This window comes from Roseomonas acroporae, from assembly GCF_023223525.1.
Taxonomy (GTDB): Bacteria; Pseudomonadota; Alphaproteobacteria; order Acetobacterales; family Acetobacteraceae; genus Roseomonas_E; species Roseomonas_E acroporae.
Window position 1 is genome coordinate 88,734 of the sequence record NZ_JALPRX010000007.1, and the last position, 23,617, is coordinate 112,350.

Consider the following 23,617-nt stretch of genomic DNA (forward strand, 5'->3'; position numbering starts at 1 on the left):
GGAAGGCTCTGCCTTCCCTGGACCCATCCGCTGGGGCCGGGAGGCCCCAGACCCCATTCGTTTGGGGGAGGTGATGGCGAATCGGTTCGAATTAATAATAAAATGGGTTTCCAAAGGGGCTTCGCCCTTTGGCGGGGTTCCAAGGGGCAGCGCCCCTTGGCGGGGTCCGGGGCGACGCCCCGGCTCAGGCCCGCTGGCTCATCCGCGCCATGGCGATGAAGTAGAACAGCACCACCAGACCCAGCAGCACGGCCATGATGGCGATGTTGCGCCGGCGCCGCCGGCGCAGGAATTCCGCCTGCTCGGTCATCCGAGCAGCAGCCGGTCCGCGGCCAGGGCGGCGAACAGCACGGCGAGGTAGATCAGCGAGAAGCGGAAGGCCCGCTTGGCGGGCGCGTCGCCGGTCAGGCTGCGCCCCGATTCATCCTGCCGGTCGCGCCACACCGCGACGGCGTGCCACAGGAAGCCCGCCCCCAGCGCCGCCGCCACGACGGCATAGCCCGGCCCGGCGAAGCCCAGCGCCCAGGGCGCGAGGCCGAGGGGCGCCAGCAGCACGGTGTAGAGCAGGATCTGCCGGCGCGTCTCGCGCGCGCCCGCCACCACCGGCAGCATCGGCACGCCGGCGCGCTGGTAGTCGCCATGCGCCCAGAGCGAGAGCGACCAGAAGTGCGGCGGCGTCCAGAAGAAGACGATGGCGAACAGCACCAGCGGCTCCAGCCCGACATGGCCGGTGGCGGCGGCCCAGCCCAGCACCGGCGGGAAGGCGCCGGCGGCGCCGCCGATGACGATGTTCTGCGGCGTGCGGCGCTTCAGCCACATCGTGTAGACGAAGACGTAGAAGCCGATCGAGAGCGCCAGGATCGCGCCCGCCACCCAGTTGATGGCGAGCCCCATCACGATCACCGAGGCGACGGCGAGCGTGGCGCCGAAGCCCAGCGCCGCCTCGGGCGCGATCCGCCCGGCCGGGATGGGGCGGCCGGCGGTGCGGCGCATCACCAGGTCGATGTCGCGGTCGTACCACATGTTGATGGCGCCCGCCGCGCCCGCGCCCACGGCGATGCAGAGGATCGCGGTCAGCGCCAGCACCGGGTGCAGGCGGGCGGGCGCCAGCAGCAGCCCGATCGCCCCGGTGAACACCACCAGCGTCATCACGCGCGGCTTGAGCAGCGCGATCCAGTCGCCGACCTCGGAAAGGTCCGCCGCCGTATCGGGGGCCGGAACGAAGGGAAGGGGGGCGGAGCCCCCCTTCGTCGCGGAAATCCAGTCGCTCATGCGGTCTTCTTACCCGATAGGCGGGGCTCAACGCACCCGCGGCAGGTCCTCGAAGGTGTGGAAGGGCGGCGGGCTGGAGACCTGCCACTCCAGTGTGGTCGCCCCCTCGCCCCAGTAATTGTCCGCCAGGTGCTCCTTCGAGGTGAAGGTGCGGAAGCAGACATAGAGGAAGACGAGGAAGGAGAGGCCGGAGATGAAGGCGCCGATCGAGGCCACCATGTTCCAGCCCCAGAAGGCGTCCGGATAGTCCGGGTAGCGGCGGGGCATGCCCTGCGCGCCCAGGAAGTGCATCGGGAAGAAGGTGATGTTGACGCCGACGAAGGTCAGCCAGAAGTGCACCTTGCCCCAGAACTCCGGGTACTGGTGGCCGCTCATCTTGCCGATCCAGTAGTAGAAGCCGGCATAGATCGAGAACACGGCGCCGAGCGACAGCACGTAGTGGAAGTGGGCCACCACGTAGTAGGTGTTGTGCAGGATCTGGTCCACGCCGGCATTGGCGAGCTTGACGCCCGTCACGCCGCCCACGGTGAACAGCGCGACGAAGCCGATCGCCCAGAGCATCGGCGTCTTCAGCTCGATGGAGCCGCCCCACATGGTGGCGATCCAGGAGAAGATCTTGATGCCCGTCGGCACGGCGATGACCATGGTCGCCGCCATGAAGTAGGCGCGGGTGTCGACCGAGATGCCCGAGGTGAACATGTGGTGCGCCCACACCACGAAGCCCACCACGCCGATCGCGATCATGGCGTAGGCCATGCCGAGGTAGCCGAACACCGGCTTGCGGCTGAAGGTCGAGATGACGTGGGAGACGATGCCGAAGCCCGGCAGGATCATGATGTAGACTTCGGGGTGGCCGAAGAACCAGAACAGGTGCTGCCACAGCACCGGGTCGCCGCCGCCGGCCGGGTCGAAGAAGGAGGTGCCGAAGTTGCGATCGGTGATGAGCATGGTGATGGCGCCGGCCAGCACCGGCAGGCTCAGCAGCAGCAGGAAGGCCGTCACCAGCATCGACCACACGAAGAGCGGCATCTTGTGCAGCGTCATGCCGGGGGCGCGCATGTTGAAGATGGTGGTGATGAAGTTGGCCGCCCCCAGCAGCGAGCTGGCGCCCGAGAGGTGCAGCGAGAACAGGGCGAGGTCGACGCCCGCGCCGGACTGGAAGTTGGCGTTGGACAGCGGCGGGTAGAGCGTCCAGCCGGTGCCGGCGCCGCCCACGAAGGGGCTGGCCATCAGCATCAGGAAGGAGGGCACCAGCAGCCAGAAGCTGATGTTGTTGAGGCGCGGGAAGGCCATGTCCGGCGCGCCGATCATGATCGGCACGAACCAGTTGCCGAAGCCGCCGATCAGCGCCGGCATGATGACGAAGAACACCATGATCACGCCGTGCGCCGTGACCATGACGTTCCAGAGCTGCCCGTCGGCGAAGTACTGCATCCCCGGGTTCATCAGCTCGAGCCGCATCAGCATGGAGATGCCGATGCCGATCGCCGCCGCGAAGACGGAGAAGATCAGGTAGAGGGTGCCGATGTCCTTGTGGTTGGTGCTGAACAGCCAGCGCGCCACGAAGCCCGGCTTGTGGTCGTGGTGCGCGTCGTGATGGGCGTCGGTTGCGGTCGCCATGGTTCGGTCCTTCGTGTCGCCGCGCTCAGCGGCGAAGCTCCGCGATCAGCTGGCCGTTCCCGCCCTGGGCGGCGGCCACGGGGAGGCTGGGGGCGGCCGGCGCGGCGGCGACCGCGTTCGCCGGCGCGCCGAGGGGCGCGTTCTCGGCCGCGAAGCGCTGGCGGGCGCCGGCGACCCAGGCGTCGAACTCCTCCTGCGGCACGGCGCGCACGACGATCGGCATGAACCAGTGGTTGGTGCCGCAGATCTGGTTGCACTGGCCGTAGAAGGTGCCGACGTGGTCCGCCCGGAACCACGTCTCGATGGTGCGTCCCGGGATGGTGTAGCGCTGCACGCCGAGCGAGGGGATGAAGAAGCTGTGGATCACGTCCTGGCCGGTGGTCAGCACGCGGATGTTCTTGCCCACCGGCACCACCAGCGGCTCGTCCACCTCGAGGTTGCGCAGCTGCGCGCCCCGGATCTCCTCGGCCGGCACCGGGCGGCTGTCGAAGGCGAAGTTGCCCTGGTCCGGATAGGCGTAGTGCCAGTACCACTGCCGGCCCTGCACGCCGATCGTCAGGTCGGCGTCGCGCGTGCGGTCCTGGAAGTAGATCAGGCGGAAGGAGGGGATCGCGATCACGATCAGGATCAGCACCGGCACCACGGTCCAGGCGATCTCGAGGTAGGTGTGGTGGCTGGTGCGGGAGGGCGTCGGGTTCACGCTCGCCCGGAAGCGCCAGACCACGTAGGCGAGCAGCGCGAAGACGAAGATCGTGATCGGGATGATGATCCACAGCACCAGGTCGTTGAAGCCGTGGATCGCCTCCTTGATGGTGCCGCCGGCCTCCTGCAGGCCGATGCCCCAGGCATGCGGCGCGAAGCGCTCGCCGGGCTCGCTGATGCCGGTGGGCGGCGGCGCGTTCTGCGCCAGCGCCGGCGCGGCGGCGAGCGCCAGCACCGTGGCGGCGCCCAGGGCGCGTTCCAGGGCGCGTTCCAGTGCACGTTTCAGGGCGGGACCCGGCACTCTGCCCGAGGCGGCGGGACGGCCCGGCGCCCCCGTTCCGGCGGCGCCCCGCCGGTCTGCGATTCCAAGCCAGCGTGTCAGCAAGCGACGCATCCCGTGTTCCGTTTCCACGCGTGCGCCGCGCGCACCCGTCATGCCCCGCGGGCACCGCGCACCGGTTCCGTTGGCTCGGAGTTGGCCGCGTGCCGCGCGCCGCCGCATGCCGCCTGGCGGCAGGCGAAGGCGCTTCCGGACCATAGTCGCGGCAGGCGGCGGCACACAAGGGACGGCGCCGCAACGGCGGCGCACGGAAGGTCGGTTATTGTCGTCAGGTCAGAAGGATAGCCGGCCGGGCCGGCCGCCCGCCGTCCTGCCGGGGCGGCGCCGGAGCGCCGTCGCCGGCGTGCCGGCGCCTTGCCGGGCCGGCGTGCCGGCGCCCGTCTCAGGCGCCGTTGCGCACCTGCACCAGGGTGAACAGCCCGGCCGGGAAGCAGGGCTCGATCGAGACCGGCTGCATGTCCTGGGGCAGCAGGTCGCGCAGCATGAAGTCCGGATGCCAGCCCAGCACGCGCGAGAGCGGCGCCATGGTGCGCTCCACCCACCAGCGCAGGCCGCGCTCGGCCGCGAAGTGGTTGACGAAGAGCAGGTGCCCGCCCGGCCGCACCACGCGCCGCATCTCGGCGAACAGGCGGTGCGCGTCCGGCACCACCGAGGCGGTGAACATCGCCACGGCGATGTCGAAGGAGGCGTCCTCGAAGGCCATGGACTCGGCGTCCATCTCGACGAGGCCGAGCACCCGGCTCAGCCGCTCGGCGGCCACGCGCTTGCGCGCCACCTCCAGCATCTCGCGCGAGAGGTCGATGCCGGCCACGCGCTTGTCGGGGGCGTAGAGGGGCAGGGCGAGCCCGGTGCCGACGCCGACCTCGAGCACCCGGCTGCCGGGCAGGCGGTTGACCGCCGCCACCGCCCGCTTCCTGGCCAGCGCCGAGACGCCGCCGAACACGGCGTCGTAGACGCCGGCCCAGCGCCGGTAGGCTTCGCGCACCGATTCGGCATCCAGCGCGGCGCGCGGATGCTCCCGCAAGGTTTCGGAACCGCTGAACTGGGAAATGACCGGTCTCCTCCCGCAACTGCCTGGTGCCGAACCATCGGAGTCGGTGGGAGGCATCGTGCAGGGCCGTGATGATATCGGGGACCCCCGGGGATCCCGCGCGGACGCGCCCGGCCGGGTCCGGCCGGGCGGCCCGAAGGCCGCATCGGCGTGAACCCGTTCCGGGAAGGTCGCGCGAGGAAGGGGCTAGACCAGAGCGGGCCGGCGGGCAAGCCCGCTCTGCGCGGCGCGCCGCAGGACGTGCCGGAAACGACCCGTTCCGTGCCGCCGCCAGGCGGCCCGGAACTGCCGCGAATTGTTGCCCGGCCGGGGCGGGGGTGCGCGGCGGGGCCTCGATTCCACGGCGGCTCCACGCCTTCGGACGGGGCCGCCCGCCGGCGATCCGCGCCGGGACGCCCCGGCTGCGGGCGGGGCGTCCCGGCTGCCCCCCCAGGCCCGGAACGCCCCGCCCATCGGGTCAACCCCCGCCGGGCCGTCAGCGCCGGCCACGGCCCATCCTCTCGGGCAGCACTCCCCCAGGCAATATTTCCCCTGGGGCGACGTCCCTCAGGCAGCATCCTCGCGCCGGTCGCGCGCCTTGACGTAGGCGAGCGACGCATGCGTCGCGCAGTAGGGCTTGCCGGCGATCGCCTCGCTGCCGCAGAAGCGGAATTCCGGCGTGCCGGGCTCGCCGAGCGGCCAGCAGCAGGTGCGGGCGCCCAGGCGCTGGAAGGGCCGCACCACGGCGGCCGGCGCGGCGGCGGCCGGCCTTGCCGGCGCGGCGGCCGGCATGGGGGCCGGAGCGGGAGCGGCGGGTTCGGGCGGCGGCGGGACGGCGGCGCGCGGCGCCTCGGCGGCGGCCTGGGCCGGCGCGCGCGGCGCGGTGCTGCGCGGTGCCGGCAGGCGGCGCGCCGGCACGCCCTCGACGCCCGGCTCGGCCGATCCCTCGCGATGGATCGGGCTCGGTCGCGGCGGCAGGTTCAGGCGATGCGCCTTGCCCACCACGGCGTTCTTCGAGACACCCATGCGCCGGCCGATCTCCGCCGTGGAGTGCCCCTCGGCCCACAATGCGCGCAGCCGTTCGATGGCCTCAGCAGTCCAGTCCATCACGCGCCCTCACCCCCCAGTGGCACAAGATACGGTAGGATATCGCCCAAGCATCACACAAGTTCTGGCAAGTCGCGGCGCATGGGAAAGCTGTGGAAAACCCTGGGCAAATCCTGTGCGGAACCTGTCCCGGCGATGGGACAACCCGCGCGTCGCACGGCGCAGGGATGCCGGGGACGAAGTTCTCCACCGGAATCGCGCTTCCCCGCGCCCGCCGTGCCGAGTCGATGCCTTTCCAGGCCTCGCCGGATGCCGGTTCCCGTCAGCGTCGCCTCAGAAGAGCAGGCCCTTGCGCAGCATGCCGTGCACGCCCTTCTCGCCGTTCACCGTCTGCGTCACGCGGAAATCCACCGCCAGCGAGCAGAACTGGTAGGCATCCGCCGCCGAGAGGTTGGTGCGCGAGACGATGAAGGCGATCATCTCGCGCAGCGCCTGCTTCATGGCGATGTCGAGATCCTCGTGCAGCCCCATGCTGATGAAGTGCGTCGCGGTCTCGGCGCGCGGGAAGCGCAGCGCCGGGTCCCTGGCGCCGCCGCCCTTCTCCACGGTCAGCCGGAAATGTCCGGTCAGGCACATCTCCAGCGCGTTGATGCAGACCTCGCCGTCGCCCTGCACGCCGTGCCCGTCGCCGGCCGAGAACAGCGCGCCCTCGTTCCACACCGGCAGCCAGAGCGTGGCGCCCTCGCCCAGCTCCTTGTTGTCGAGGTTGCCGCCATGCGCGCGCGGCTCCTTGGTGCTCACCGCGCCCCATTCCGGCGGCGGCGCCACGCCCATCACGCCGAAGAAGGGCGAGAGCTTCAGCGTCAGCCCGCCCTCGGAGCCGTCGCTCGACGGGCCGAAGGGCAGGCGGCAGGTGCGCGCCGCGCGGTCCACCGGGATGTGCAGGGTGCGGCGGTAGGGGAAGTCCTCGGGCAGCGTGCCGCCGAGCGGGCGGAAGCCGCAGAAGCCCCAGTCGGCGCCGAGGTCGATCCGCTCGATCTCCACCCGCAGCGCGTCGCCCGGCTCGGCGCCGCGCACCGCGACCGGCCCGGTCAGGATGTGCGGGCCGAGGCGCGCCGGCTTCGCGGCGTGGATCGCGGCCAGCGCGTCGGGGATGCGGAACGGGCTGCCCGCCGGCGGCATCACCTCGGGCCCGCCGGAGACGCAGCGCAGCTCCACGAGGTCGCCGGAATCGACGGTCAGCACGGGCGGATAGGCGGCGTCGAACAGGCCGAAGCGCGTGGTCGTGGGCGTCGCGTCGACGACATGCGTGCTGGCGGGCATCGGCCTGCTCCTCGGGTACGGCGTGGTCGCGGCCGGCGCCGTGCCCCGGGCGCCGCGTCCGGGATCGTTCCCGGGGATGCTTCCCGCGGGCATCCCCCGGAAGGGTGCCATCGGAGGCGTGCCATGGGCGCCGGCCGTTGCGCGGCGCAATGCACCCGATACGCCGGGCGGAGTCAAACCGGCGCGGGCGTGAAAACGCACCGGCCGGCTGCCGCCGCGGCAGGCGCGGGGCGGCGCCCCGGCCGCCGGCGGCGGCGCCCGGTGCAGCCGGCCGGCCGCGTCAGAGCCATCCCTTGCGCTTGAAGTACCAGATCGGCAGCAGCGCCGAGCCGATCATCAGCACCAGCGCCGAGGGGTAGCCGAAGCTCCAATTCAGCTCCGGCATCTCCTGGAAGTTCATGCCGTAGATGCTGGCGATCAGGGTCGGCGGCATCAGCGCCACCGAGGCCACGGTGAAGGTCTTGATGATCGCGTTCTGCTCGACGTTGATGATGCCGAGCACCGCGTCGAGCAGGAAGTTCGCCTTGCTGTTGAGGAAGCCGGCATGCTCGACCAGGGAACGGACGTCGCGCGTCAGGGTCTTGATCAGCCCCTGGTTCTCCTTGCGCACGGCCAGCGCCTTCTCGGCCGCGACGAAGCTGAGGATGCGGTTGAGGCCGAGCAGGGTCTCGTTGGCGCGCGTCGTCACCTCGCCCACCTGGCCGAGCGTCAGCAGCGCGTGCTTGAGGTCGGCGTCGCGCACATTGGCCTTGCCGGTGCCGCGCGCCGAGCGGAAGGCCGCCTGGCTCGCCTTGTCCATGTCGGCGCCGACCCGCTCCAGGATGTCGGCGAGCCGGTCCACCACCTGCTCGAACAGGTGCAGCATCACCGCGTCCGGGCTGCCCAGCAACTGCCCGGGGGTGCGGCGGGCACGCGCGGCGAAGGTGGAGAAGGCGCGCGGCGTCGCGTAGCGCACCGTCACCAGCGCGGTGTTGGTCAGCACGAAGGTGATGGCGGTCGAGCCGTACTCGTTGTTCTCGACCCCGTGCAGGAAGGGCGCGGTGAGGAACAGCGCGTCGTCCTCGCGGTAGAGGCGGGAGGAGGATTCGATCTCCTGCATCTCCTCGCGCGTCGGCACCTCCACGCGCAGCCGCGCCTGCACCGCCTGCTCCTCGGCGCGGTTCGGGTTCAGCAGGTCGATCCAGACCGCGCCGTCGAGACAGGCCGCCTCGCCCTCGTGCACCTGAAGCTGGCCTTGCGACACGGTGTAGGTCGTCATCATGCGGCGCGGTTCCCGTGGCACGGGTTGGGGCGGGGCGGCGGACCGGTTCGGGCGATCTGATGGTCGGGGTGATGGGCGGCTTCCGGCGGGCCGGAAGGCGCCGAGAGAGGGCTCTAAGCAGGTTTGCAGGGCCGCGGCCACGGGCGGTTTGCGCCTTCGCCCGGATCGTCGCCCACTTCGTCGCCCGGTGTGGCGGCCCGGCCTGCCGCCGTGCCCGCACCGACCACGCCGTCATGGCGCCCGGATGACGGCACGATGGCCGATGGATGACAGCCGGGGACGGACGGCGCGGTCGGCGCCGCGGCCGACGGGCCTGCCGAGTCGTCCCGCGCGCCCGTCCGCCTTCCCCGCCGGCCCATCCCGGCGCGGGAATGCCGGGGCGCCGCCCGGCCCGCTACCGCGGCAGCCCGAAGCGCGCCGCCACGGCGGGGAAATCCGCCGCCTCCGCATGCCGCCCGGCGGCCACGGTGCCGTCGGCCGGCCGCACGAGCTGGCAGGTGGCGAGGCCGGCGGCGGCGGCGGCGTCCAGCTCCTCGGCCACGTCCGACAGGAACAGGATCTCGCCCGCCGGCAGGCCGAGGCGCGCCGCGATGGCGGCGTAGCTCGCCGCCTCGCGCTTGCCACCGATGCGCGTGTCGAAGTAGCCGCGGAACAGCGGCGCGAGGTCGCCCGCGACGCTGTGGCCGAAGATCAGCCGCTGCGCCTCCTCCGAGCCCGAGGAGTAGCAGTACAGCGCGACGCCGCCCGCCGCCCAGGCGCGCAGGCAGGGCGCGACGTCGGGCCAGAGATGCCCGTGCAGCCGCCCGTCCGCGTAGCCCGCGCGCCAGATCATCCCCTGGATCGCCTTGAGCGGCGTGGCCTTGCGGTCCTCGGCGATCCAGCGGTGCAGCGTGGCGCGCGGCTCCTCGTCGGGTACCTCGGACTCGACCTCGGCCAGCAGCGCCGAGACCTCGGGCTCCTCGCCGTGCGCGTCGAGGAAGTCGTCGAGATGCGCGGCGGCGAAGGGGAACAGCGAGTCCTTGACGAAGGCGATGCTGGTGGTGGTGCCCTCGACGTCGGTCACCACCGCGCCCACCGCCGCTCCCCGCGCCGCCATGCTCAGGCGATCTCGTGGACCGGGAAGCGCGACGAGATGTCGTCGCCGGTGAACTCGGCCACCCAGCCCGAGGCGTCCTGGAACACGCGCAGCGCGATGAAGTCGGGGCGCGGGCCGGCGTCGAACCAGTGGCGCGTGCCGGCGGGCACCGAGATCAGGTCGCCCTGCACGCAGTGCGCGTCGAACACCTTGCCGTCCACGTGCATCACGAAGTCGCCCGCGCCGCGCACGAAGAAGCGCACCTCGTCCTCGCTGTGCGTGTGCTCGTTGAGGAACTTGGCGCGCATCGCCGCCGCCTGCGGGTGGTCGGGCGTGAGCGAGATCACGTCGGCCGACTTCACCGCGCCCGCCATCAGCGCCTCGAGGTGCGGGCGGTAGGCATCGAGGATCGCCTCGTTGGAGGCGCCCTCGGGCAGCGGGTTGGGCAGGTTCCAGCGCTCGAAGCGGACGCCGAGCGGCCGCAGCGCCTCGGCGATGCGGTCGGCATCCTCGGTGCGCAGCAGCTCCTGGCCGGAGCCCGCGTCCCAGACCGTCAGTCGGCTCATGGGCGAACCCTCCTCAAGGCAAGCTCGCAGTCCAGCATGAATTCGAAGGCTTCCAGCCGGGCGAGCGCGGCCGGCATGTCGGCGGCCCATACATAGACTCCGTGGCCGCGGATCAAGTAGCCGGGGGGAATGACCGCCATGTCCGCCCAGCGCCGCTCCACCTCGGCCTGCAGGCGGGGGATGTCCTGGTCGTTGTCCAGCACCGGGACCGCCACCGTCGCGTCGTGCGTCGGCAGGCCGGGGAAGGCCTTGAGCAGCTCGTAGCCGGCCAGCGTCAGCGTGTCGCCGGCGAGGCGGCTCAGCACGGTGGCGGCGACCGAATGGCCATGCAGCGCGGCGCCGGCCTCGGGGAAGCGGCGGTAGATGCCGCAGTGCAGCCCGGTCTCGGCCGAGGGGCGGGCGTTGCTGTCGAGCGGCCGCGCCGCGAGGTCCACCTGCATCACGCCGGCGGCGTCGAGGAAGCCCTTGTGCCGGCCGGAGCGGGTGATCGCCACCCGGTCCGGCCCGAGGCGCACCGAGATGTTGCCGGCGGTGGCCGGCACCCACCCGAAGCGATCCATGCGCCGCCCGGCCTCGAGGATGGCGTGGCTGGCCGCCTCGGGAATGGACAGGTCCTGCATCGGGTCGGGCCTCGTTGGATGCCGGTGGGATGCCGGCGCGGCCGCCGGTGGCGGGCATGCCGCGCCTCGGCGTCAGGCGTCGGAAAGCCGCCCGGCCGCGCCATCGGACACGTCACGCCGGCGAAGGGACACGGCATGCCGGCGAAGGCCGGGTGCCCTGCACGGGATGCCCCGCACCGCCGGCCGATGTGCCCGGCAGGAAGCGGGGGCGGGCCTGTCGGGCAGGCGCGGTGAGGGGCCGGCCCCACCCCGTGGCGAGGCCGGCAGGACGCGACGGCGCGGCTCAGGCGGCCGGGCGGTTCGGGTGGTTCGCGGCGCCGGCCGTCTCGGTCGGGCGGGCGGCACCCGGCGCCGCGGCGGGCGGCACGGCCGGGCCGGGGATGCTGCCGGGCTGGGCCTGGCGGGCCTCCGCCTCCATCGAGGCGTCGTCCTCGTTCATGTTCTTCTTGAAGGACTTGATGCCCTTGGCGAGGTCGCCCATCAGGCCGCTGATCTTGCCGCCGCCGCCGAAGAGCAGCAGGACGATCGCGCCGACGACCAGCCAGTGCCAGATGCTGAAGGAACCCATGGTGCAGCCTCGATCCGTCGAATTGGCGTTTTCCGCGGCCCGGCGGGTCGTGACGCCTGGCCGTTGCCTCGGCGGCGGAGACTAGTGGCTCCGCCCGGCGGGCGCAAACCGGCGCAGGCGCCGGGGAGGCCGGGCCGGGCCGCGAAGCGCCGGGCCGGAGATGGCGATCCCGCCATGCCGCCGCAACCCGGCGCGGGCCGGGCATTTCACCGCCGGCTGCCTTCCGGGTGCCTTCCGGGTCGGCACCGGCCCGGTTCGTTCGGGCATCGGCGGCGATGGCGGCCCGGTCAGCTATCCCCGCGCAGCCCCAGCCGCGTCGCCAGCCCGCCCCAGCGGCGGGTCTCGGCGGCGATGAAGCGGCGGAATTCGGCCGGATCGCCGGTCGCCACCTCGAAGCCGGCCCGCTCCAGCGTGGCGCGGCGCTCCGGCACCGACAGCGCCACCCGCGCCTCGGCGGCCAGGCGCGCGACGATCGGCGCCGGCATGGTGGCGGGGGCGAACAGCCCGATCCAGGCATAGGAGGCGGCGTCCGGCACGCCCGCCTCGGCCAGGGTGGGCACGTCCGGCGCCTGCGGGATGCGCGCCTCGGCGGTGACGGCGAGGGCGCGCGCCTGCCCCTCGCGGATCTGCGGCAGGATGGCGGCGGCGCTCACCACCATGGCCTCGATCCGCCCGGCCACGAGGTCGAGCGTCGCCTGCGGGAAGCCGCGATAGGGGACGTGGACGAGGTCGATGCCGAGGCGCGCCTTCAGGTCCTCCATGGCGAGGTGCCCGGCCGAGCCGGCGCCGACCGAGCCGAAGGACATCTTCCCGGGATTGGCCCTGGCATAGGCCACGAAGCCCGCCAGGTCGCGCGCCGGCACGGCCGGATTCACCACCAGGATCTGCGCCATGCGCACGAGCAGCGTGATGGGCGCGAGGTCGCGCGCCGGCTCGTAGGGCAGGTCCTGGTAGAGCGCCTTGGCCGTGGTGATCGGGCCGTTGATCGAGACGCCGATGGTGTGCCCGTCCGTCGCCTTGGCGATGGCGTCGGTGCCGAGGTTGCCGCCGGCGCCGGCGCGGTTGTCGGCCACGAAGGGCTGGCCGAACGCCTCCGCGAAGTGCGCGGCCACGGCACGCGCGGCGATGTCGGGGGTGGAGCCGCCGGGGAAGGGGACGATGACGCGCACCGGCCGTTCCGGCCAGCCGGCGGCGGCGGACTGGGCGCCGGACTGGGCGCCGGATTGGGCGAGGGCGACGCGGCGGGCGGCCTGCGGCACGGCGAGGGCCACCGGCGCGGCGAACAGGGCGGCCCGGAGCAGCGGGCGACGGGCGAATGGCATGACAGGCGTTCTCCTGCGCCGGCTTGCAGCACGAACGGGGGGCATCGTCCAGGCGGGCGGCGGCATGGCGGCCGAGCGCGGCGGTCCGGACCGGCCCGGGGCGGTCCCGGCGGCGGGCGCGGCGCCCATCGCCGCCGGACCCGTCATGCCTGCTTCCCGCCGGGACGTTCGGCCACGGGTTCGAGGCGTTTCACCATCGGATAGCCGGCCCCCGTGCCGAAACGGCCGCCCGGCGGCCCGGTCTCGACATAGCCGCGCGCCAGGTAGAAGCGGCGTGCCGTCGCGGTGCTGGCCAGGCGGCACCGGTCGTTGCCCCACGCCGCCGCGCGCGCCTCGAGCGCGCCGAGCAGCGCCCGGCTGACGCCGCGGAAGCGGGCATCGGGCGAGACGTAGTTGAGCGTGATCTCGCCCCGGTCGGTGACGGCGCCCACCGCGAGGACGGCGCCGTCCTCCACGGCGACGAGCAGCGAATTCCCGGGCTGCGCGAGCCATTCCAGGAAGGTCCCGGGGGTCTTGTTGCGCAGCCAGCCGGCGAGGATCGCCGGGTCGCCGCCGTGGTCGGCGGCGCAGAGCCCGGCGATCGACCGCCGCATCACGTCGCAGGCGGCGGCCGCGTCGTCGGGGCGCGCGTCGCGGATCAGCATCCGGCGACGCCCGTGGCCGGCGGCCGCCCGCCGCCTGCCGCGGTGCGGGTTGCCGGACTCGCCAGGGGCGCGCGTCCGGTGCGCAGGCGCGCCGCGTTCACGCCGCCCTTCGCGCCGCCGGCACCCCGCGCATCCGCCCGCCCGGCAGCGCGCCGGCGATCCCGGCGGCGAAATCCGCCGCCTCCAGCAGCAGCGGCCAGTCCACGCCGGTCGCGACGCCCATGCGCCGGAACAGCCACACCACGTCCTCCATGGCGACGTTGCCCGTCGCCCCCGGCGCGAAGGGGCAGCCGCCGAGGCCGCCCGCCGCCGCGTCGAACACGCGGCAGCCCGCGTCGTAGGCCGCCGCCACGTTGGCGACGCCCATGCCGTAGGTGTCGTGGCCGTGGAAGGCGAAGCGGTGGCCGAACTCGGCGATGGCGTGGCGGAACAGCCGCCGCACCTGGTCCGGCGCCGCGTTGCCGGTGGTGTCGCAGAGCGCGATCTCCATCGCCGGATCGAGCGCGGCGATGCCGCGCACGAGGTCGAGCACCGCCGCCTCCGGCACCACCCCCTCGAAGGGGCAATGGAAGCAGGTGGAGAGGTTGAAGCGCACGCGCATCTCCGCAGGCGCCTCGCGCACGATGGCGGCGAGCTCGGCCAGACTCTCGGCCCGGCTGCGGTTGACGTTGGCGCGGTTGTGGCCCTCGGTGGCCGACATGAACAGGCCGATGCGCTGCGGCCGCAGCGCCAGCGCCTGCTCGAAGCCGCGCCGGTTCGGCACCAGCACGGTGCATTCCAGCCCGGGCAGTTCCTTCGCGGCGGCCAGCACCTCGGCCGTGTCGGCCATCTGCGGGATGGCGCGGGGCGAGACGAAGCTTCCCACCTCCATCCGGCGCAGCCCGGCCGCGTGCAGCTTCCGCACCAGCGCGACCTTGGTCTCCGTCGCGACGAAGGGCCCGATGGATTGCAGCCCGTCGCGTGGCGCCACCTCGGACAGCTCGACCTTTCCGCTCATGGCTCGTCCTCCCGCGCGACACTGTGCGCCCCGGGGCCGACGGCGGTCCAGCGCACCGTCCTTCCGGCGCGCCACGCCGTCATCGGGAAGGGCCGCCGCCCTCCTCGCACCCCGCCTCATCGCCGGAAACGAAGCCCCCGGAGCTTTCCGTGGCTTCCGGCCGCGGCGGCCCGACTCGCGAGGCCGGGCGCCGGCGGCGGTCCGGGAAGCTGGCCGGATGCAGGCGTTCGACCCTGGCGGCTGGGTTCCGGGAGGGCAGGGCCCTCCCTGGCGGCTGGGGTCCGGGGAAGGCAGGGCGTTTAGAGCATTTTCAAGCTGAGCGTCCTCGCTTAGCGGCTCGGAAAATGCGCCGGATCAAAGGCTGGAGCCGTTCCGGCCTGATACAGTCAGGCTGGATCGGCTCTAGACGGGCCGCGCTACCCCCGCGGCAGCACCAGCACTGCGCGCAGCCCGCGCCGCTCCCCGTCCTCGCGCGCGTCCAGCAGCTCCAGCGTCCCGCCGTGCAGGTGCGCCACCGCCTGCACGAGGCTCAGCCCGAGCCCCGAGCCCGGCGTGGTGCGCGCCGCGTCCGCCCGGAAGAAGCGCTCGCCCGCGCGCAGCCGGTCGGCGGCGGCGATGCCCGGCCCCTCGTCGGTCACCGCGACGCGCAGCACGCCGCCACCGGTCGCCGCCTCCAGCCGCACCGTCCCGCCCGGCGGCGTGAACTTCACCGCGTTGTCGAGCAGGTTGGCCACGGCCTGGATCAGCAGGTCGCGGTCGCCGTCCAGGGTCAGCTCGGGCGGCAGGTCGGTCTGCAATTGCTGGCCGCGCGCCTCGGCCTCGGCGGCGTAGTACTCGGCGGCGTCGGCCAGCAGCGGCGAGAGGTCCACCGGCGCGAAGGCGGCGCGGCGCGAGCCCGCCTCGGCCTCGGCGATGCGCAGCAGCGCCTGGAACACCCGCGTCACGCCGTCGAGGTCGGCGATGCCGCGCTCCACCGCGCCGCGCAGGTCCTCCTCGTGCGAGGCGGTGATGAGCGCCTCCTCCAGCCGCCCGCGCGCGCGGGCGATCGGCGTGCGCAGGTCGTGCGCGATGGCGTCGGAGACGCCGCGCACCCCGTCCATCAGCCGCGCGATGCGGTCGAGCATGGCGTTCATCGTGCTGGCCAGCCGGTCGAACTCGTCGCCGCGGCCGGAGAGCGGCACGCGGCTGCCGAGGTCGCCGCCCGCGATCGCCGCGGCGGTGGCGTAGGTCGGCAGCAGCCGCTTCTCCAGCGCGCGGCGCACCAGCCAGGCGCCGAGCAGCGCGAAGGCCAGCACCGCGCCCGCCGACCAGATCAGCGCCTCCAGCAGCAGCTCGCGCAGCCGCTCGCGCTCCTCGACGTCGCGGCCCACCAGCAGGCGGTAGCCGCCGGGCAGGTTCTCCACCCGCAGCCTCGCCTCGGCGCGCAGCCCCTCGCGGTCGATCTCGCGCTGCGACCACTGCTCGCTCGCCGGCAGGTTGCCCGGCCAGCGGTCGAGGTTGCCGGCGAGCTTGCGCCCCTCGGGATCGACCAGCAGGTAGATGGTCTCGTTCTCGACGTCCCCCGCGAGCCGCTCGTCGATCGACTCCGCCAGCCCGGTCGGCCCGGTCTCGCGCCAGCGCTCGGTCAGCGCCAGCACGTCGGCGCGCACGGCGGCATCGGTCTGCCGGTTCAGCGCGCCCGCCGTGCCCCACCACAGCATGGCGGCGAGCGCCACGGCCGAGCCCGCGAACAGCGCGGCGAAGAGCAGCGCGAAGCGGAAGCCGGCGCTGCGCATCAGGCGCGGCGGCTTCATCGCGCGCAGGGCGGTCGGCAGTGGCATGGCCGGTGCCGTTCCCGTTCCCGTCGGGAGCGGTGGACTCCCGATCCCCTGGCCGATCCCCTGGTCGGCCGCATGGGCATCGCCCTGCGCGACGCCCGGCCGCCCCTGCCGGCGCAGCCAGCGGGAGCCCTCGGCGATGGCGCCGCCGCGGACGCTCAAGCCTCGGCCCGGATCATGTAGCCCGCGTTGCGCACGGTGTGGATCAGCGGCTTGTCGAAGCCCTTGTCCAGCTTCTGGCGCAGGCGGGAGACGTGCACGTCGATCACGTTGGTCTGCGGGTCGAAGTGGTAGTCCCAGACCTTCTCCAGCAGCATGGTGCGCGTGACCACCTGCCCGGCATGGCGCATCAGGTGCTCCAGCAGCCGGAACTCGCGCGGCTGCACCTCGATCCGCCGCCCCGCCCGCGTCACGGTGCGCGAGAGCAGGTCGAGCTCCAGGTCGGCCACCTTGAGCCGCGTCGAGGGCACGTCCACCGCCGGGCGGCGGCCCAGCGCCTCGACGCGCGCCAGCAGCTCGGCGAAGGCGAAGGGCTTGACCAGGTAGTCGTCGCCGCCCGCCTTGAGGCCCTTGACCCGCTCGTCCACGCCCGAGAGCGCCGAGAGGAACAGCACCGGCGTGCGGTTGCCCTGGCCGCGCAGCGTCTCGACGAGGCGCACCCCGTCCACGCCGCCCGGCAGCATCCGGTCGAGCATCAGCAGGTCGAAGGTCTCGGAGGCGGCCAGGAACAGCCCGTCGCGGCCGTTCGCGGCATGCTCCACGAGGTGCCCGGCCTCCTGCAGCCCCTTCCTGACGAAACGGGCGACCTCGGCGTCGTCTTCCACCAGCAGAATACGCATCCTCGACACTCTCCGCCCTTGGAGCATTTCCAGGCCGGGCGTGCTCGCCCGGCGCCCCGGAAAATGCGCCCGATCAAAGGCTGGAACCGATCCGGCCCGATACGGTCAGGCCGGAACGGTTCTGGGGCCATCTCTCATCGCCGCCCGCCCCGGCCCGCGCGCCGGCACCGGGCCGTCCCGCGGGCCCCTCCGCCGGCACGCCACCCTGCCGCATCCTGCCGCACGATGCCGGCCCGCGGCAGCAGGGGCGTCCGCCGGCCGGCCTCAATTCGCCGGCTGGCCGGGCACCGGGCGGCGGCCGACCGTGACCGTCACGTCCTGCACCCGTCCCTCGCGCAGCACGCCGAGCCGCACCGTCTGGCCCGGCGGCACCGCCGCGACGTTGCGCACCAGGGCACGCGAGGTCTCGACGGCGGCGCCGTTCACCGCCACCACCACGTCGTCCTTGCGCAGCCCGGAACGCGCGGCGGGGCCGTTGCGCTCCACCCCGGCGATCAGCACCCCACGCTGCCCGCCCGAGCCCGGCTCCGGCGCGAGGTCCTGCACCGAGACGCCGAGCCAGCCGCGCTCCACCCGCCGGTCGCGCTTGAGCTGGTCGATCACCCCGCGCGCGAGGTCGGAGGGGGTGGCGAAGCCGATGCCGGCCGAGGCGCCGGAGGGCGAGTAGATGGCGGTCGAGATGCCCACCACCTCGCCGGCCATGTTGAACAGCGGGCCGCCGGAATTGCCGGGGTTGATCGCGGCGTCGGTCTGGATGAAGTCGTCGAACGGCCCCGCGCCGATCTCGCGCCCGCGCGCCGAGACGATGCCCGAGGTGACGGTGCCGCCGAGGCCGAACGGGTTGCCCGCCGCCAGCACCCACTGCCCGATGCGCAGCGCCGAGGAGGAGCCCCAGGCGACCGCGGTGAGCGGCCCGCGCGGCTCGATCCTGAGCAGGGCGAGGTCGGTCAGGTCGTCCGAGCCCACCACCGTCGCCGGGTACTCGGTGCCGTTCTGCAGCGAGACGACGACGCGGCTGGCGTTGCCGACCACGTGGTTGTTGGTGACGATGAAGCCCGCCGGGTCGATCACGAAGCCCGAGCCCGCGCCCTGAACCTGCTGCGGCCGGTTGCGGAAGCGGTTGCGGAAGTACTGCTCGAAGGGCGTGCCGCGCAGCTCCGGCGGCAGTTGCGCCACCTGCTCCGAGGTGACGGCGATGTTCACCACGGCCGGCAGCACGCGCTCCGACAGGTCGGCGAAGTCGGGGATGGCGCCGCGCTGCGCCGCGGCGGGCGCGCAGGCGAGCAGGCCGAACGGCGCCGCCAGGGCCAGCCCGGCCGCGCCGGTGCCGAACAGGCGGCGACCCAGGGGCCGGCCGGTTGGCCGGCCGGTTGCCCGGCTTATCGCACGGTCGGTTGCCCAGCCGGTCGCTCGGCCCGGCATCCGGTCCGGCGGGCACTCGCCGGTCCGCCGGGGCGGGGAGGCCGCCGGCGCTTCCGGCAGGCACTCGCCGGGCCGACGGGGGGGGAAGTCAGGCGGCATCGGGCGCTCATCCTCGTTCGGCGGAGCCAATATCGGGGCTTGCCCGCAACGGCAACAAGCCCCGACGGCACGCGTTGTTCCCGCCCCCCGCCGCCTTCGGCACGGGGGGCGCCAGGGGCGGCTGCCCGCGCGCCGCTCAGGCGGCGGGCGCGGGCGCGTCGCCGGCGCCGTCGGCGTGCCGTCCGGCCATCACCTCGACGATCTGCCGGCGCAGCCACGCCTCGGCCGGGTCGTGCTCCAGCGCGCTGCGCCAGGCCATGTGGATGGTGGATTCGGGCGTCGCGAAGGGCAGCGGGTCGGCCGCCAGCGCGCCGTCGGCGGTCAGCACGCCGGTGAGCATCTCCGAGGTGGTGCAGAGCAGGTCGGTGCCGCGCACCACGCGGTCGAGCAGGCCGAAGGAGGGCACGCCCACCACGACGCGGCGGCTGCGCCCGAGCGCCTCCAGCCTGTCGTCGGCGAAGCCCTGCAGGTCGCCATGCGCGGTGACCAGCACGTGCGGCCGGGCGCAGTAGGCATCGAGATCGACCGGCCCGGGGCTGCCCGCGTCCCGCAGCACCCGGAACGGGCCGCGCCGCAGGACGCGCCGGCGCACATTGGCCGGCAGGTCGCTGTCGAGATAGGCGACGGCGGTGCCGACCTCGCCCGATTCGAGCATGGCGGGCGCCGTGGTCCAGTCGAGGTTGCGCAGCACCAGCCGGCAGGCCGGGGCCCGCCGGCGCACCCGCTCCACCAGCCCCATGCCGGCGATGGCCACGTCGTCGCTCCAGCCGACGCGGAACAGGCGGACATCGGTGGCGGGGTCGAAGGGGGTGGCGCCGGCCACGGCGCGGTTGATGGCGGCGAGCACCGGCTCCAGCTCGGCCATCAGCGCCTCGGCCCGCGCGGTGGGCTCCAGCACGCGGCCGTTGCGCAGGAACAGCTCGTCGCGGAAGGCGAGGCGCAGCCGCGCCAGCGCCGCCGAGGTGGCGGGCTGGGACAGGAACAGGCTCTGCCCGGCGCGGGTCACGCTGCGGTGGCGCATCAGCGCGGCGAAGAGCGGCAGGAGGTTGAGGTCGAGGCGCTGGAGGCCGGATTCCTCGGGTTGGATCGCCATGGTGGGCGCGAGGATGACGGTGGCCGGCGGCGGCGTCGAGCCGGCCGCCGCGGCCTTGGCCTCCGGATGGTGCCCGCGGGTGCCCCGGGGATGGTGCCCGGGGGACGGGGCACGTCGCCTGGATGGCCGGGAGAGGTCCCGTCCCCCGGCCCGGCCGGTGGGCCCGGTGCGCCCCGATGGCGCGCCGGGCCGCGCGGTTCAGGAAACCGCGTCCTCGGCGCTGGCGATGCGCGGCTTGTCGGTCGAGACCGGCTCCTGCCCGAGCATGCGGGCGATGAAGCCGCCGATGATGCCGCCGGCGATCGGCACCACCCAGAACATCCAGAGCTGGCCGATATAGGCACCGCCCGCGAACAGCGCCGGGCCGGTGGAGCGGGCCGGGTTGACCGAGGTGTTGGTGACCGGGATCGAGATCAGGTGGATCAGGGTCAGGCCGAGGCCGATGGCGATCGGCGCGAAGCCGGCCGGCGCGCCCGGCGCGGTGGAGCCCATGATGATGAGCAGGAAGAAGGCCGTGGCCACCAGCTCCATCACCACGCAGGCGACCAGCGAGTACTTGCCCGGGCTGAGTTCGCCGAAGCCGTTGGAGGCGAAGCCGCCCAGCTCGAAGCCCGGCTTGCCCGAGGCGATCAGGTAGAGCACCGCGGCGGCGACGATGGCGCCCGCCACCTGCGCCACGATGTAGGGGACGATGTAGCTGGGAGGGATGCGCCCGCCTGCCCAGAGGCCGAGGGTGACGGCCGGGTTGAAGTGGCCGCCCGAGATCGGGCCGACCGCGTAGGCCATGGTGAGCACGGTCAGGCCGAACGCCAGGGCGACGCCGGTGAAGCCGATTCCGAGCGCCGGAAAGGCCGCGGCCAGCACGGCGCTGCCGCAGCCGCCGAAGGTCAGCCAGAAGGTGCCGAGGAACTCGGCTGCCGCGCGATTGGCCATGTTGGTAGGAGGCATGATCCTCTCCCCAGTTGTTTTGACGGGGAATAGATAGCGCCTGTTCAACGATTTGCGCAGCGGCCAGTTATCGCGGCGCCGGCATGCGGCCGCGTCGCCCGGCCGGGCCGGCCGTCCCTGCCGCCTCGCCGCCCGTCCGCTCCGGCCCGGCCGGGACAAGCCGTCCGAAGGCGCCGCGCCGCGCCGCACGCCGAAGGCGCGAAGCCGCGCCGCAAGAGGAGGCGGCGCGGCACGCGGCCCCGGCGGGACCGCGCCTTGCCGTGTCCGCCCCGGCACGCGGCCGCCGCCGGGAAGCGGGTCCGTCAGGCCGCGCCCGGATCCTCCGGCCAGTCGTGCTTCGGGTAGCGGCCGCGCATCTCCTTGCGCACCTCGCGCCAGCCGCCCTGCCAGAAGGCGGCGAGGTCGCCGGTCACGGCGATCGGCCGCCCGGCCGGCGAGAGCAGCGCCACCTGCAGCGGCACCGCCCCGCCTGCGAGGCGCGGCACCGCCGCGCCGAACAGCCACTGCGCCCGCGCCTCCAGCGTCGGCACCTCGCGCGCGTAGTCGATCGCCGCCTCGCGCCCGCCGGCCAGCGCCGCCCGAGCCGGCAGCGCCTCGTCCAGCCGGCGCCGCAGCCCCCATTCCAGGCGTTCGCGCAGCAGCGCGGCGGCTTCCAGCTCGCCCAGGGCGGCCAGCTTCATGCGGCCGTGCAGGTGCGGCGCCAGCCATTCGCCGGCGGTGGCGGCCAGCGCCGCGTCGGAGAGATCCGGCCAGTCCCCGTCGGGCTCCACTCGGCGCATCCAGCCCACCCGCGCCTGGAATTGCCGCGCCGCATCGGTCCAGCGCAGGTCGCGCAGGCCACGCTCGGCCGCCGCCGTGGCGAGGGCGGCGGCCATCGCGTCCGGATCGGCACCCGGCGAGCCCGGGGGCAGCGCCTCCTCCTCCAGCACCAGCGCGCCGAAGCGCAGCACCCGGCGCGCCAGCACCGCGCCGGCCCGGGCGTCGAAGGCGGCGCCCTCCTCGCGCACGAAGCGTTCCGGGAAGCGCCGCTCCAGCACGGCGCGGTCCAGCGGCGCCGCCATGCGGATGCGCGCCTCGGTGCCGACCTGCCCGGCACGCGCCCCGGCGAGGTCGAGATCGGCCACGGCGAGCAGCGGCGCCTTGGCCAGCGGGTCCGTCACCGCCAGCCGTGCCCCCAGGCCGCCGGCCAGGCGGAAGGCGCCGCCCCAGGCCCGGCGCGCGGCGATCCGGTCCGGGAAGCCCGCCGCCAGCAGCGCGCCGGGATCGCCCAGCGCCACGGCGCGCTCGGGCAGGCGCAGGCGGCGCCGGTGCTGCGCGGCGGCGCGGCGGATGCGGGCCAGCGCGGCGCGGTCGGCGTTCGGGTGATCCCCGCCGGCCAGCAGGTCGAGTCGCAGGGCGATGTCGCTCGGCGCTTCCCGGTCCCGGATCGGGTCGCGCTCCTCCAGCAGCGCGGCGAGGTCGGCGGCCAGCGCGCCCTCGCCGGGGCCGTCCGCCGCCAGCAGCATGCGCGCGAGGCGCGGATGCGTGCCGAGCCGCGCCATGCGCCGCCCGGCCTCGGTGATGCGTCCCTCGCCGTTCAGCGCGTCGAGGTCGCGCAGCAGGGCGCGGGCGGCGGCGAGGGCGCCGGCCGGCGGCGCGTCGAGGAAGCGCATCGCCGCCGGCTCGGCGCCCCAGGCGGCGCAGTCGAGCGCGAGGCCGGCGAGCTCGGCCTCCAGGATCTCCGGCCGGTCCTGCGGCGGCAGGCCGCGCTGCAGCGCCTCGGTCCAGAGCCGGTAGGCGACGCCCGGCGCGGTGCGCCCCGCGCGCCCGGCCCGCTGCTCCGCCGCCGCGCGGGAGATGCGCAGCGTGACCAGCCGCGCGAGCCCGGTCGCCGGGTCGAGCCGCGGCGCCCGACGGAAGCCGCCATCCACCACGATGCGCACGCCCGGCACGGTGAGCGAGGTCTCGGCGATCGAGGTGGCCAGCACCACCTTGCGCCGGTCCGACGGCGCCAGGGCGCGGTCCTGCTCGGCGGGGGAGAGCTCGCCGTGCAGCGGCAGCACCTCCGCGTCGATGCCACCCAGGCGCTCGGCGGTGCGGCGGATCTCGGCCCAGCCGGGCAGGAAGGCCAGCACGTCGCCGGGATCGCGGCGCAGCGCCTCGCGGATCGTGGCGGCCATCGCCTCGGGCAGCTCGCGCGGCTCCTTCAGCTCCCGCGCCCGGTGCTCGACGCGCACCGGGAAGGCGCGGCCGAGGCTCTCGATGCGCGGGGCGGGGGTGCCGGGCGATTCCGGGCCCGCGCCCATCAGCGCGGCGAAGGCGCCGCCGTCCAGCGTCGCCGACATGGCGAGCAGGCGCAGCTCCGGCCGCAGCGCCGATTGCAGGTCGAGGCAGAGGGCGAGGGCGAGGTCGGTGTCGAGGTTGCGCTCGTGCGCCTCGTCGAACAGCACCGCCGCGACGCCCTCCAGCCCGGGGTCCGATTGCAGCCGGCGCACCAGCAGCCCCTCGGTGACGACCTCGACGCGGGTGGCGGCGGAGACGGCGCGGTCGAGCCGGCTGGAAAGGCCGATGGTCTGGCCGACGGGCTCGCCCAGCAGCTCGGCCATGCGGCGCGCGGCGGCACGGGCGGCGACGCGGCGCGGCTCCAGCACCAGCAGCTTCCCGCCGGCCGCCCCAGGGGATGCTACAGAGGATGTCCCAGGGGATGCTCCAGGGGATGCCCCAGGGAATACCCAGGGTTCCTCGCGCAGCACCAGCGGCACCAGCGTGGTCTTGCCGGCGCCCGGGGGGGCGATCAGCACGGCGTTGGGGGAGTCGCGCAGGGCGTCGCGCAGCGCGGGCAGCGCCTCGGTGACGGGAAGGTCGGGGAGCATGCGGCGTGGGTTCTAGGGCAGTTCGGGCCGGGCCGGAAACCGGGCCGGCCGGGGGAGGGAAGGGTGGCGGGAGGGGCGGGGCCCCGCGTTGACGGGCCCGTGACACCGGGCCTAGCGTCCGCGCGTCGCGAGGGGCGGGCCGATACCCGCCATGGGACGA

At 74.3% G+C, this 23,617-nt stretch carries 21 protein-coding genes; all 21 read right to left on the minus strand.

The features are described from left to right. Nucleotides 1-184: 184 nt before the first annotated feature. The 21 genes from M0638_RS28715 to hrpB all read right to left on the minus strand — a co-directional run bounded on the left by M0638_RS28715 (nt 185) and on the right by hrpB (nt 23,457). Complete coding sequence (locus M0638_RS28715; protein ID WP_282571792.1) at nt 185-310, minus strand: hypothetical protein; 126 nt, start codon at nt 308-310, stop codon at nt 185-187. Then, on the minus strand, nt 307-1,272 hold the full coding sequence (locus M0638_RS02320; protein WP_345892974.1) for a heme o synthase: 966 nt from the start codon (nt 1,270-1,272) through the stop codon (nt 307-309). Before M0638_RS02320 ends, M0638_RS28715 begins: the two co-directional genes overlap by 4 nt. 27 nt (nt 1,273-1,299) lie before the next feature. Next, on the minus strand, nt 1,300-2,892 hold the full coding sequence (gene ctaD / locus M0638_RS02325; protein ID WP_248665339.1) for a cytochrome c oxidase subunit I: 1,593 nt from the start codon (nt 2,890-2,892) through the stop codon (nt 1,300-1,302). 25 nt (nt 2,893-2,917) lie between these two features. After that, the gene (gene coxB / locus M0638_RS02330; protein WP_345892975.1) at nt 2,918-3,895 is read right to left on the minus strand and encodes a cytochrome c oxidase subunit II; all 978 of its coding nucleotides are present in this window, start codon (nt 3,893-3,895) and stop codon (nt 2,918-2,920) included. A 421-nt stretch (nt 3,896-4,316) separates the two neighbouring features. Continuing rightward, a complete protein-coding gene (locus M0638_RS02335; protein ID WP_248665340.1) occupies nt 4,317-4,958 on the minus strand; it encodes a class I SAM-dependent methyltransferase in 642 nt (213 codons plus the stop codon). A gap of 573 nt (nt 4,959-5,531) precedes the next feature. After that, nucleotides 5,532-6,071 carry a GcrA family cell cycle regulator gene (locus M0638_RS02340; protein WP_248665341.1) on the minus strand — a complete coding sequence of 180 codons (540 nt, stop codon included), beginning with the start codon at nt 6,069-6,071 and terminating at the stop codon, nt 5,532-5,534. A gap of 273 nt (nt 6,072-6,344) precedes the next feature. Continuing rightward, nucleotides 6,345-7,334, minus strand: coding sequence for an acetamidase/formamidase family protein (locus M0638_RS02345; protein ID WP_248665342.1), 990 nt, complete (start codon nt 7,332-7,334; stop codon nt 6,345-6,347). A 280-nt stretch (nt 7,335-7,614) separates the two neighbouring features. Further along, nucleotides 7,615-8,595 (minus strand): magnesium/cobalt transporter CorA, encoded by a 981-nt coding sequence (gene corA / locus M0638_RS02350; protein ID WP_248665343.1) that lies wholly within the window; start codon nt 8,593-8,595, stop codon nt 7,615-7,617. A gap of 394 nt (nt 8,596-8,989) precedes the next feature. After that, nucleotides 8,990-9,691 carry an acireductone synthase gene (gene mtnC, locus M0638_RS02355; protein WP_248665344.1) on the minus strand — a complete coding sequence of 234 codons (702 nt, stop codon included), beginning with the start codon at nt 9,689-9,691 and terminating at the stop codon, nt 8,990-8,992. Nucleotides 9,692-9,693: 2 nt separating this feature from the next. After that, complete coding sequence (locus M0638_RS02360) at nt 9,694-10,236, minus strand: 1,2-dihydroxy-3-keto-5-methylthiopentene dioxygenase (RefSeq protein ID WP_248665345.1); 543 nt, start codon at nt 10,234-10,236, stop codon at nt 9,694-9,696. Next, on the minus strand, nt 10,233-10,856 hold the full coding sequence (locus M0638_RS02365; protein WP_248665346.1) for a methylthioribulose 1-phosphate dehydratase: 624 nt from the start codon (nt 10,854-10,856) through the stop codon (nt 10,233-10,235). Before M0638_RS02365 ends, M0638_RS02360 begins: the two co-directional genes overlap by 4 nt. 283 nt (nt 10,857-11,139) lie before the next feature. Then, a complete protein-coding gene (locus M0638_RS02370; protein WP_248665347.1) occupies nt 11,140-11,424 on the minus strand; it encodes a twin-arginine translocase TatA/TatE family subunit in 285 nt (94 codons plus the stop codon). 287 nt (nt 11,425-11,711) lie between these two features. Next, nucleotides 11,712-12,746, minus strand: coding sequence for a Bug family tripartite tricarboxylate transporter substrate binding protein (locus M0638_RS02375; protein ID WP_248665348.1), 1,035 nt, complete (start codon nt 12,744-12,746; stop codon nt 11,712-11,714). Between the two features lie 143 nt (nt 12,747-12,889). Then, nucleotides 12,890-13,390, minus strand: a complete 501-nt coding sequence (locus tag M0638_RS02380; protein ID WP_248665349.1) for a GNAT family N-acetyltransferase — start codon at nt 13,388-13,390, stop codon at nt 12,890-12,892. A 97-nt stretch (nt 13,391-13,487) separates the two neighbouring features. Further along, the gene (locus tag M0638_RS02385) at nt 13,488-14,387 is read right to left on the minus strand and encodes a hydroxymethylglutaryl-CoA lyase (protein ID WP_248665350.1); all 900 of its coding nucleotides are present in this window, start codon (nt 14,385-14,387) and stop codon (nt 13,488-13,490) included. Nucleotides 14,388-14,803: 416 nt separating this feature from the next. After that, nucleotides 14,804-16,366 (minus strand): sensor histidine kinase, encoded by a 1,563-nt coding sequence (locus tag M0638_RS02390; RefSeq protein ID WP_345892978.1) that lies wholly within the window; start codon nt 16,364-16,366, stop codon nt 14,804-14,806. Beyond that, nucleotides 16,363-17,043: a winged helix-turn-helix domain-containing protein gene (locus M0638_RS02395; RefSeq protein WP_248665351.1), complete on the minus strand. Its 681-nt coding sequence runs from the start codon at nt 17,041-17,043 to the stop codon at nt 16,363-16,365. Before M0638_RS02395 ends, M0638_RS02390 begins: the two co-directional genes overlap by 4 nt. 264 nt (nt 17,044-17,307) lie before the next feature. After that, nucleotides 17,308-18,564 carry a trypsin-like peptidase domain-containing protein gene (locus M0638_RS02400; protein ID WP_248665352.1) on the minus strand — a complete coding sequence of 419 codons (1,257 nt, stop codon included), beginning with the start codon at nt 18,562-18,564 and terminating at the stop codon, nt 17,308-17,310. Nucleotides 18,565-18,700: 136 nt separating this feature from the next. Further along, nucleotides 18,701-19,657, minus strand: coding sequence for a LysR substrate-binding domain-containing protein (locus M0638_RS02405; protein WP_248665353.1), 957 nt, complete (start codon nt 19,655-19,657; stop codon nt 18,701-18,703). A 198-nt stretch (nt 19,658-19,855) separates the two neighbouring features. Next, the gene (aqpZ, locus tag M0638_RS02410) at nt 19,856-20,605 is read right to left on the minus strand and encodes an aquaporin Z (RefSeq protein WP_248665354.1); all 750 of its coding nucleotides are present in this window, start codon (nt 20,603-20,605) and stop codon (nt 19,856-19,858) included. A gap of 302 nt (nt 20,606-20,907) precedes the next feature. Beyond that, on the minus strand, nt 20,908-23,457 hold the full coding sequence (gene hrpB, locus M0638_RS02415; protein ID WP_248665355.1) for an ATP-dependent helicase HrpB: 2,550 nt from the start codon (nt 23,455-23,457) through the stop codon (nt 20,908-20,910). Nucleotides 23,458-23,617 lie beyond the last annotated feature (160 nt).

Bases quoted from the DNA above. Each gene is read 5' to 3' on its own strand.
- M0638_RS28715 (WP_282571792.1), bottom strand. From the start codon at position 310: ATGACCGAGCAGGCGGAATTCCTGCGCCGGCGGCGCCGGCGCAACATC.
- M0638_RS02320 (WP_345892974.1), bottom strand. From the start codon at position 1,272: ATGAGCGACTGGATTTCCGCGACGAAGGGGGGCTCCGCCCCCCTTCCC.
- ctaD (WP_248665339.1), bottom strand. From the start codon at position 2,892: ATGGCGACCGCAACCGACGCCCATCACGACGCGCACCACGACCACAAG.
- M0638_RS02340 (WP_248665341.1), bottom strand. From the start codon at position 6,071: ATGGACTGGACTGCTGAGGCCATCGAACGGCTGCGCGCATTGTGGGCC.
- M0638_RS02345 (WP_248665342.1), bottom strand. From the start codon at position 7,334: ATGCCCGCCAGCACGCATGTCGTCGACGCGACGCCCACGACCACGCGC.
- corA (WP_248665343.1), bottom strand. From the start codon at position 8,595: ATGATGACGACCTACACCGTGTCGCAAGGCCAGCTTCAGGTGCACGAG.
- mtnC (WP_248665344.1), bottom strand. From the start codon at position 9,691: ATGGCGGCGCGGGGAGCGGCGGTGGGCGCGGTGGTGACCGACGTCGAG.
- M0638_RS02360 (WP_248665345.1), bottom strand. From the start codon at position 10,236: ATGAGCCGACTGACGGTCTGGGACGCGGGCTCCGGCCAGGAGCTGCTG.
- M0638_RS02365 (WP_248665346.1), bottom strand. From the start codon at position 10,856: ATGCAGGACCTGTCCATTCCCGAGGCGGCCAGCCACGCCATCCTCGAG.
- M0638_RS02370 (WP_248665347.1), bottom strand. From the start codon at position 11,424: ATGGGTTCCTTCAGCATCTGGCACTGGCTGGTCGTCGGCGCGATCGTC.
- M0638_RS02375 (WP_248665348.1), bottom strand. From the start codon at position 12,746: ATGCCATTCGCCCGTCGCCCGCTGCTCCGGGCCGCCCTGTTCGCCGCG.
- M0638_RS02380 (WP_248665349.1), bottom strand. From the start codon at position 13,390: ATGCTGATCCGCGACGCGCGCCCCGACGACGCGGCCGCCGCCTGCGAC.
- M0638_RS02385 (WP_248665350.1), bottom strand. From the start codon at position 14,387: ATGAGCGGAAAGGTCGAGCTGTCCGAGGTGGCGCCACGCGACGGGCTG.
- M0638_RS02395 (WP_248665351.1), bottom strand. From the start codon at position 17,043: ATGCGTATTCTGCTGGTGGAAGACGACGCCGAGGTCGCCCGTTTCGTC.
- M0638_RS02400 (WP_248665352.1), bottom strand. From the start codon at position 18,564: ATGCCGCCTGACTTCCCCCCCCGTCGGCCCGGCGAGTGCCTGCCGGAA.
- M0638_RS02405 (WP_248665353.1), bottom strand. From the start codon at position 19,657: ATGGCGATCCAACCCGAGGAATCCGGCCTCCAGCGCCTCGACCTCAAC.
- aqpZ (WP_248665354.1), bottom strand. From the start codon at position 20,605: ATGCCTCCTACCAACATGGCCAATCGCGCGGCAGCCGAGTTCCTCGGC.
- hrpB (WP_248665355.1), bottom strand. From the start codon at position 23,457: ATGCTCCCCGACCTTCCCGTCACCGAGGCGCTGCCCGCGCTGCGCGAC.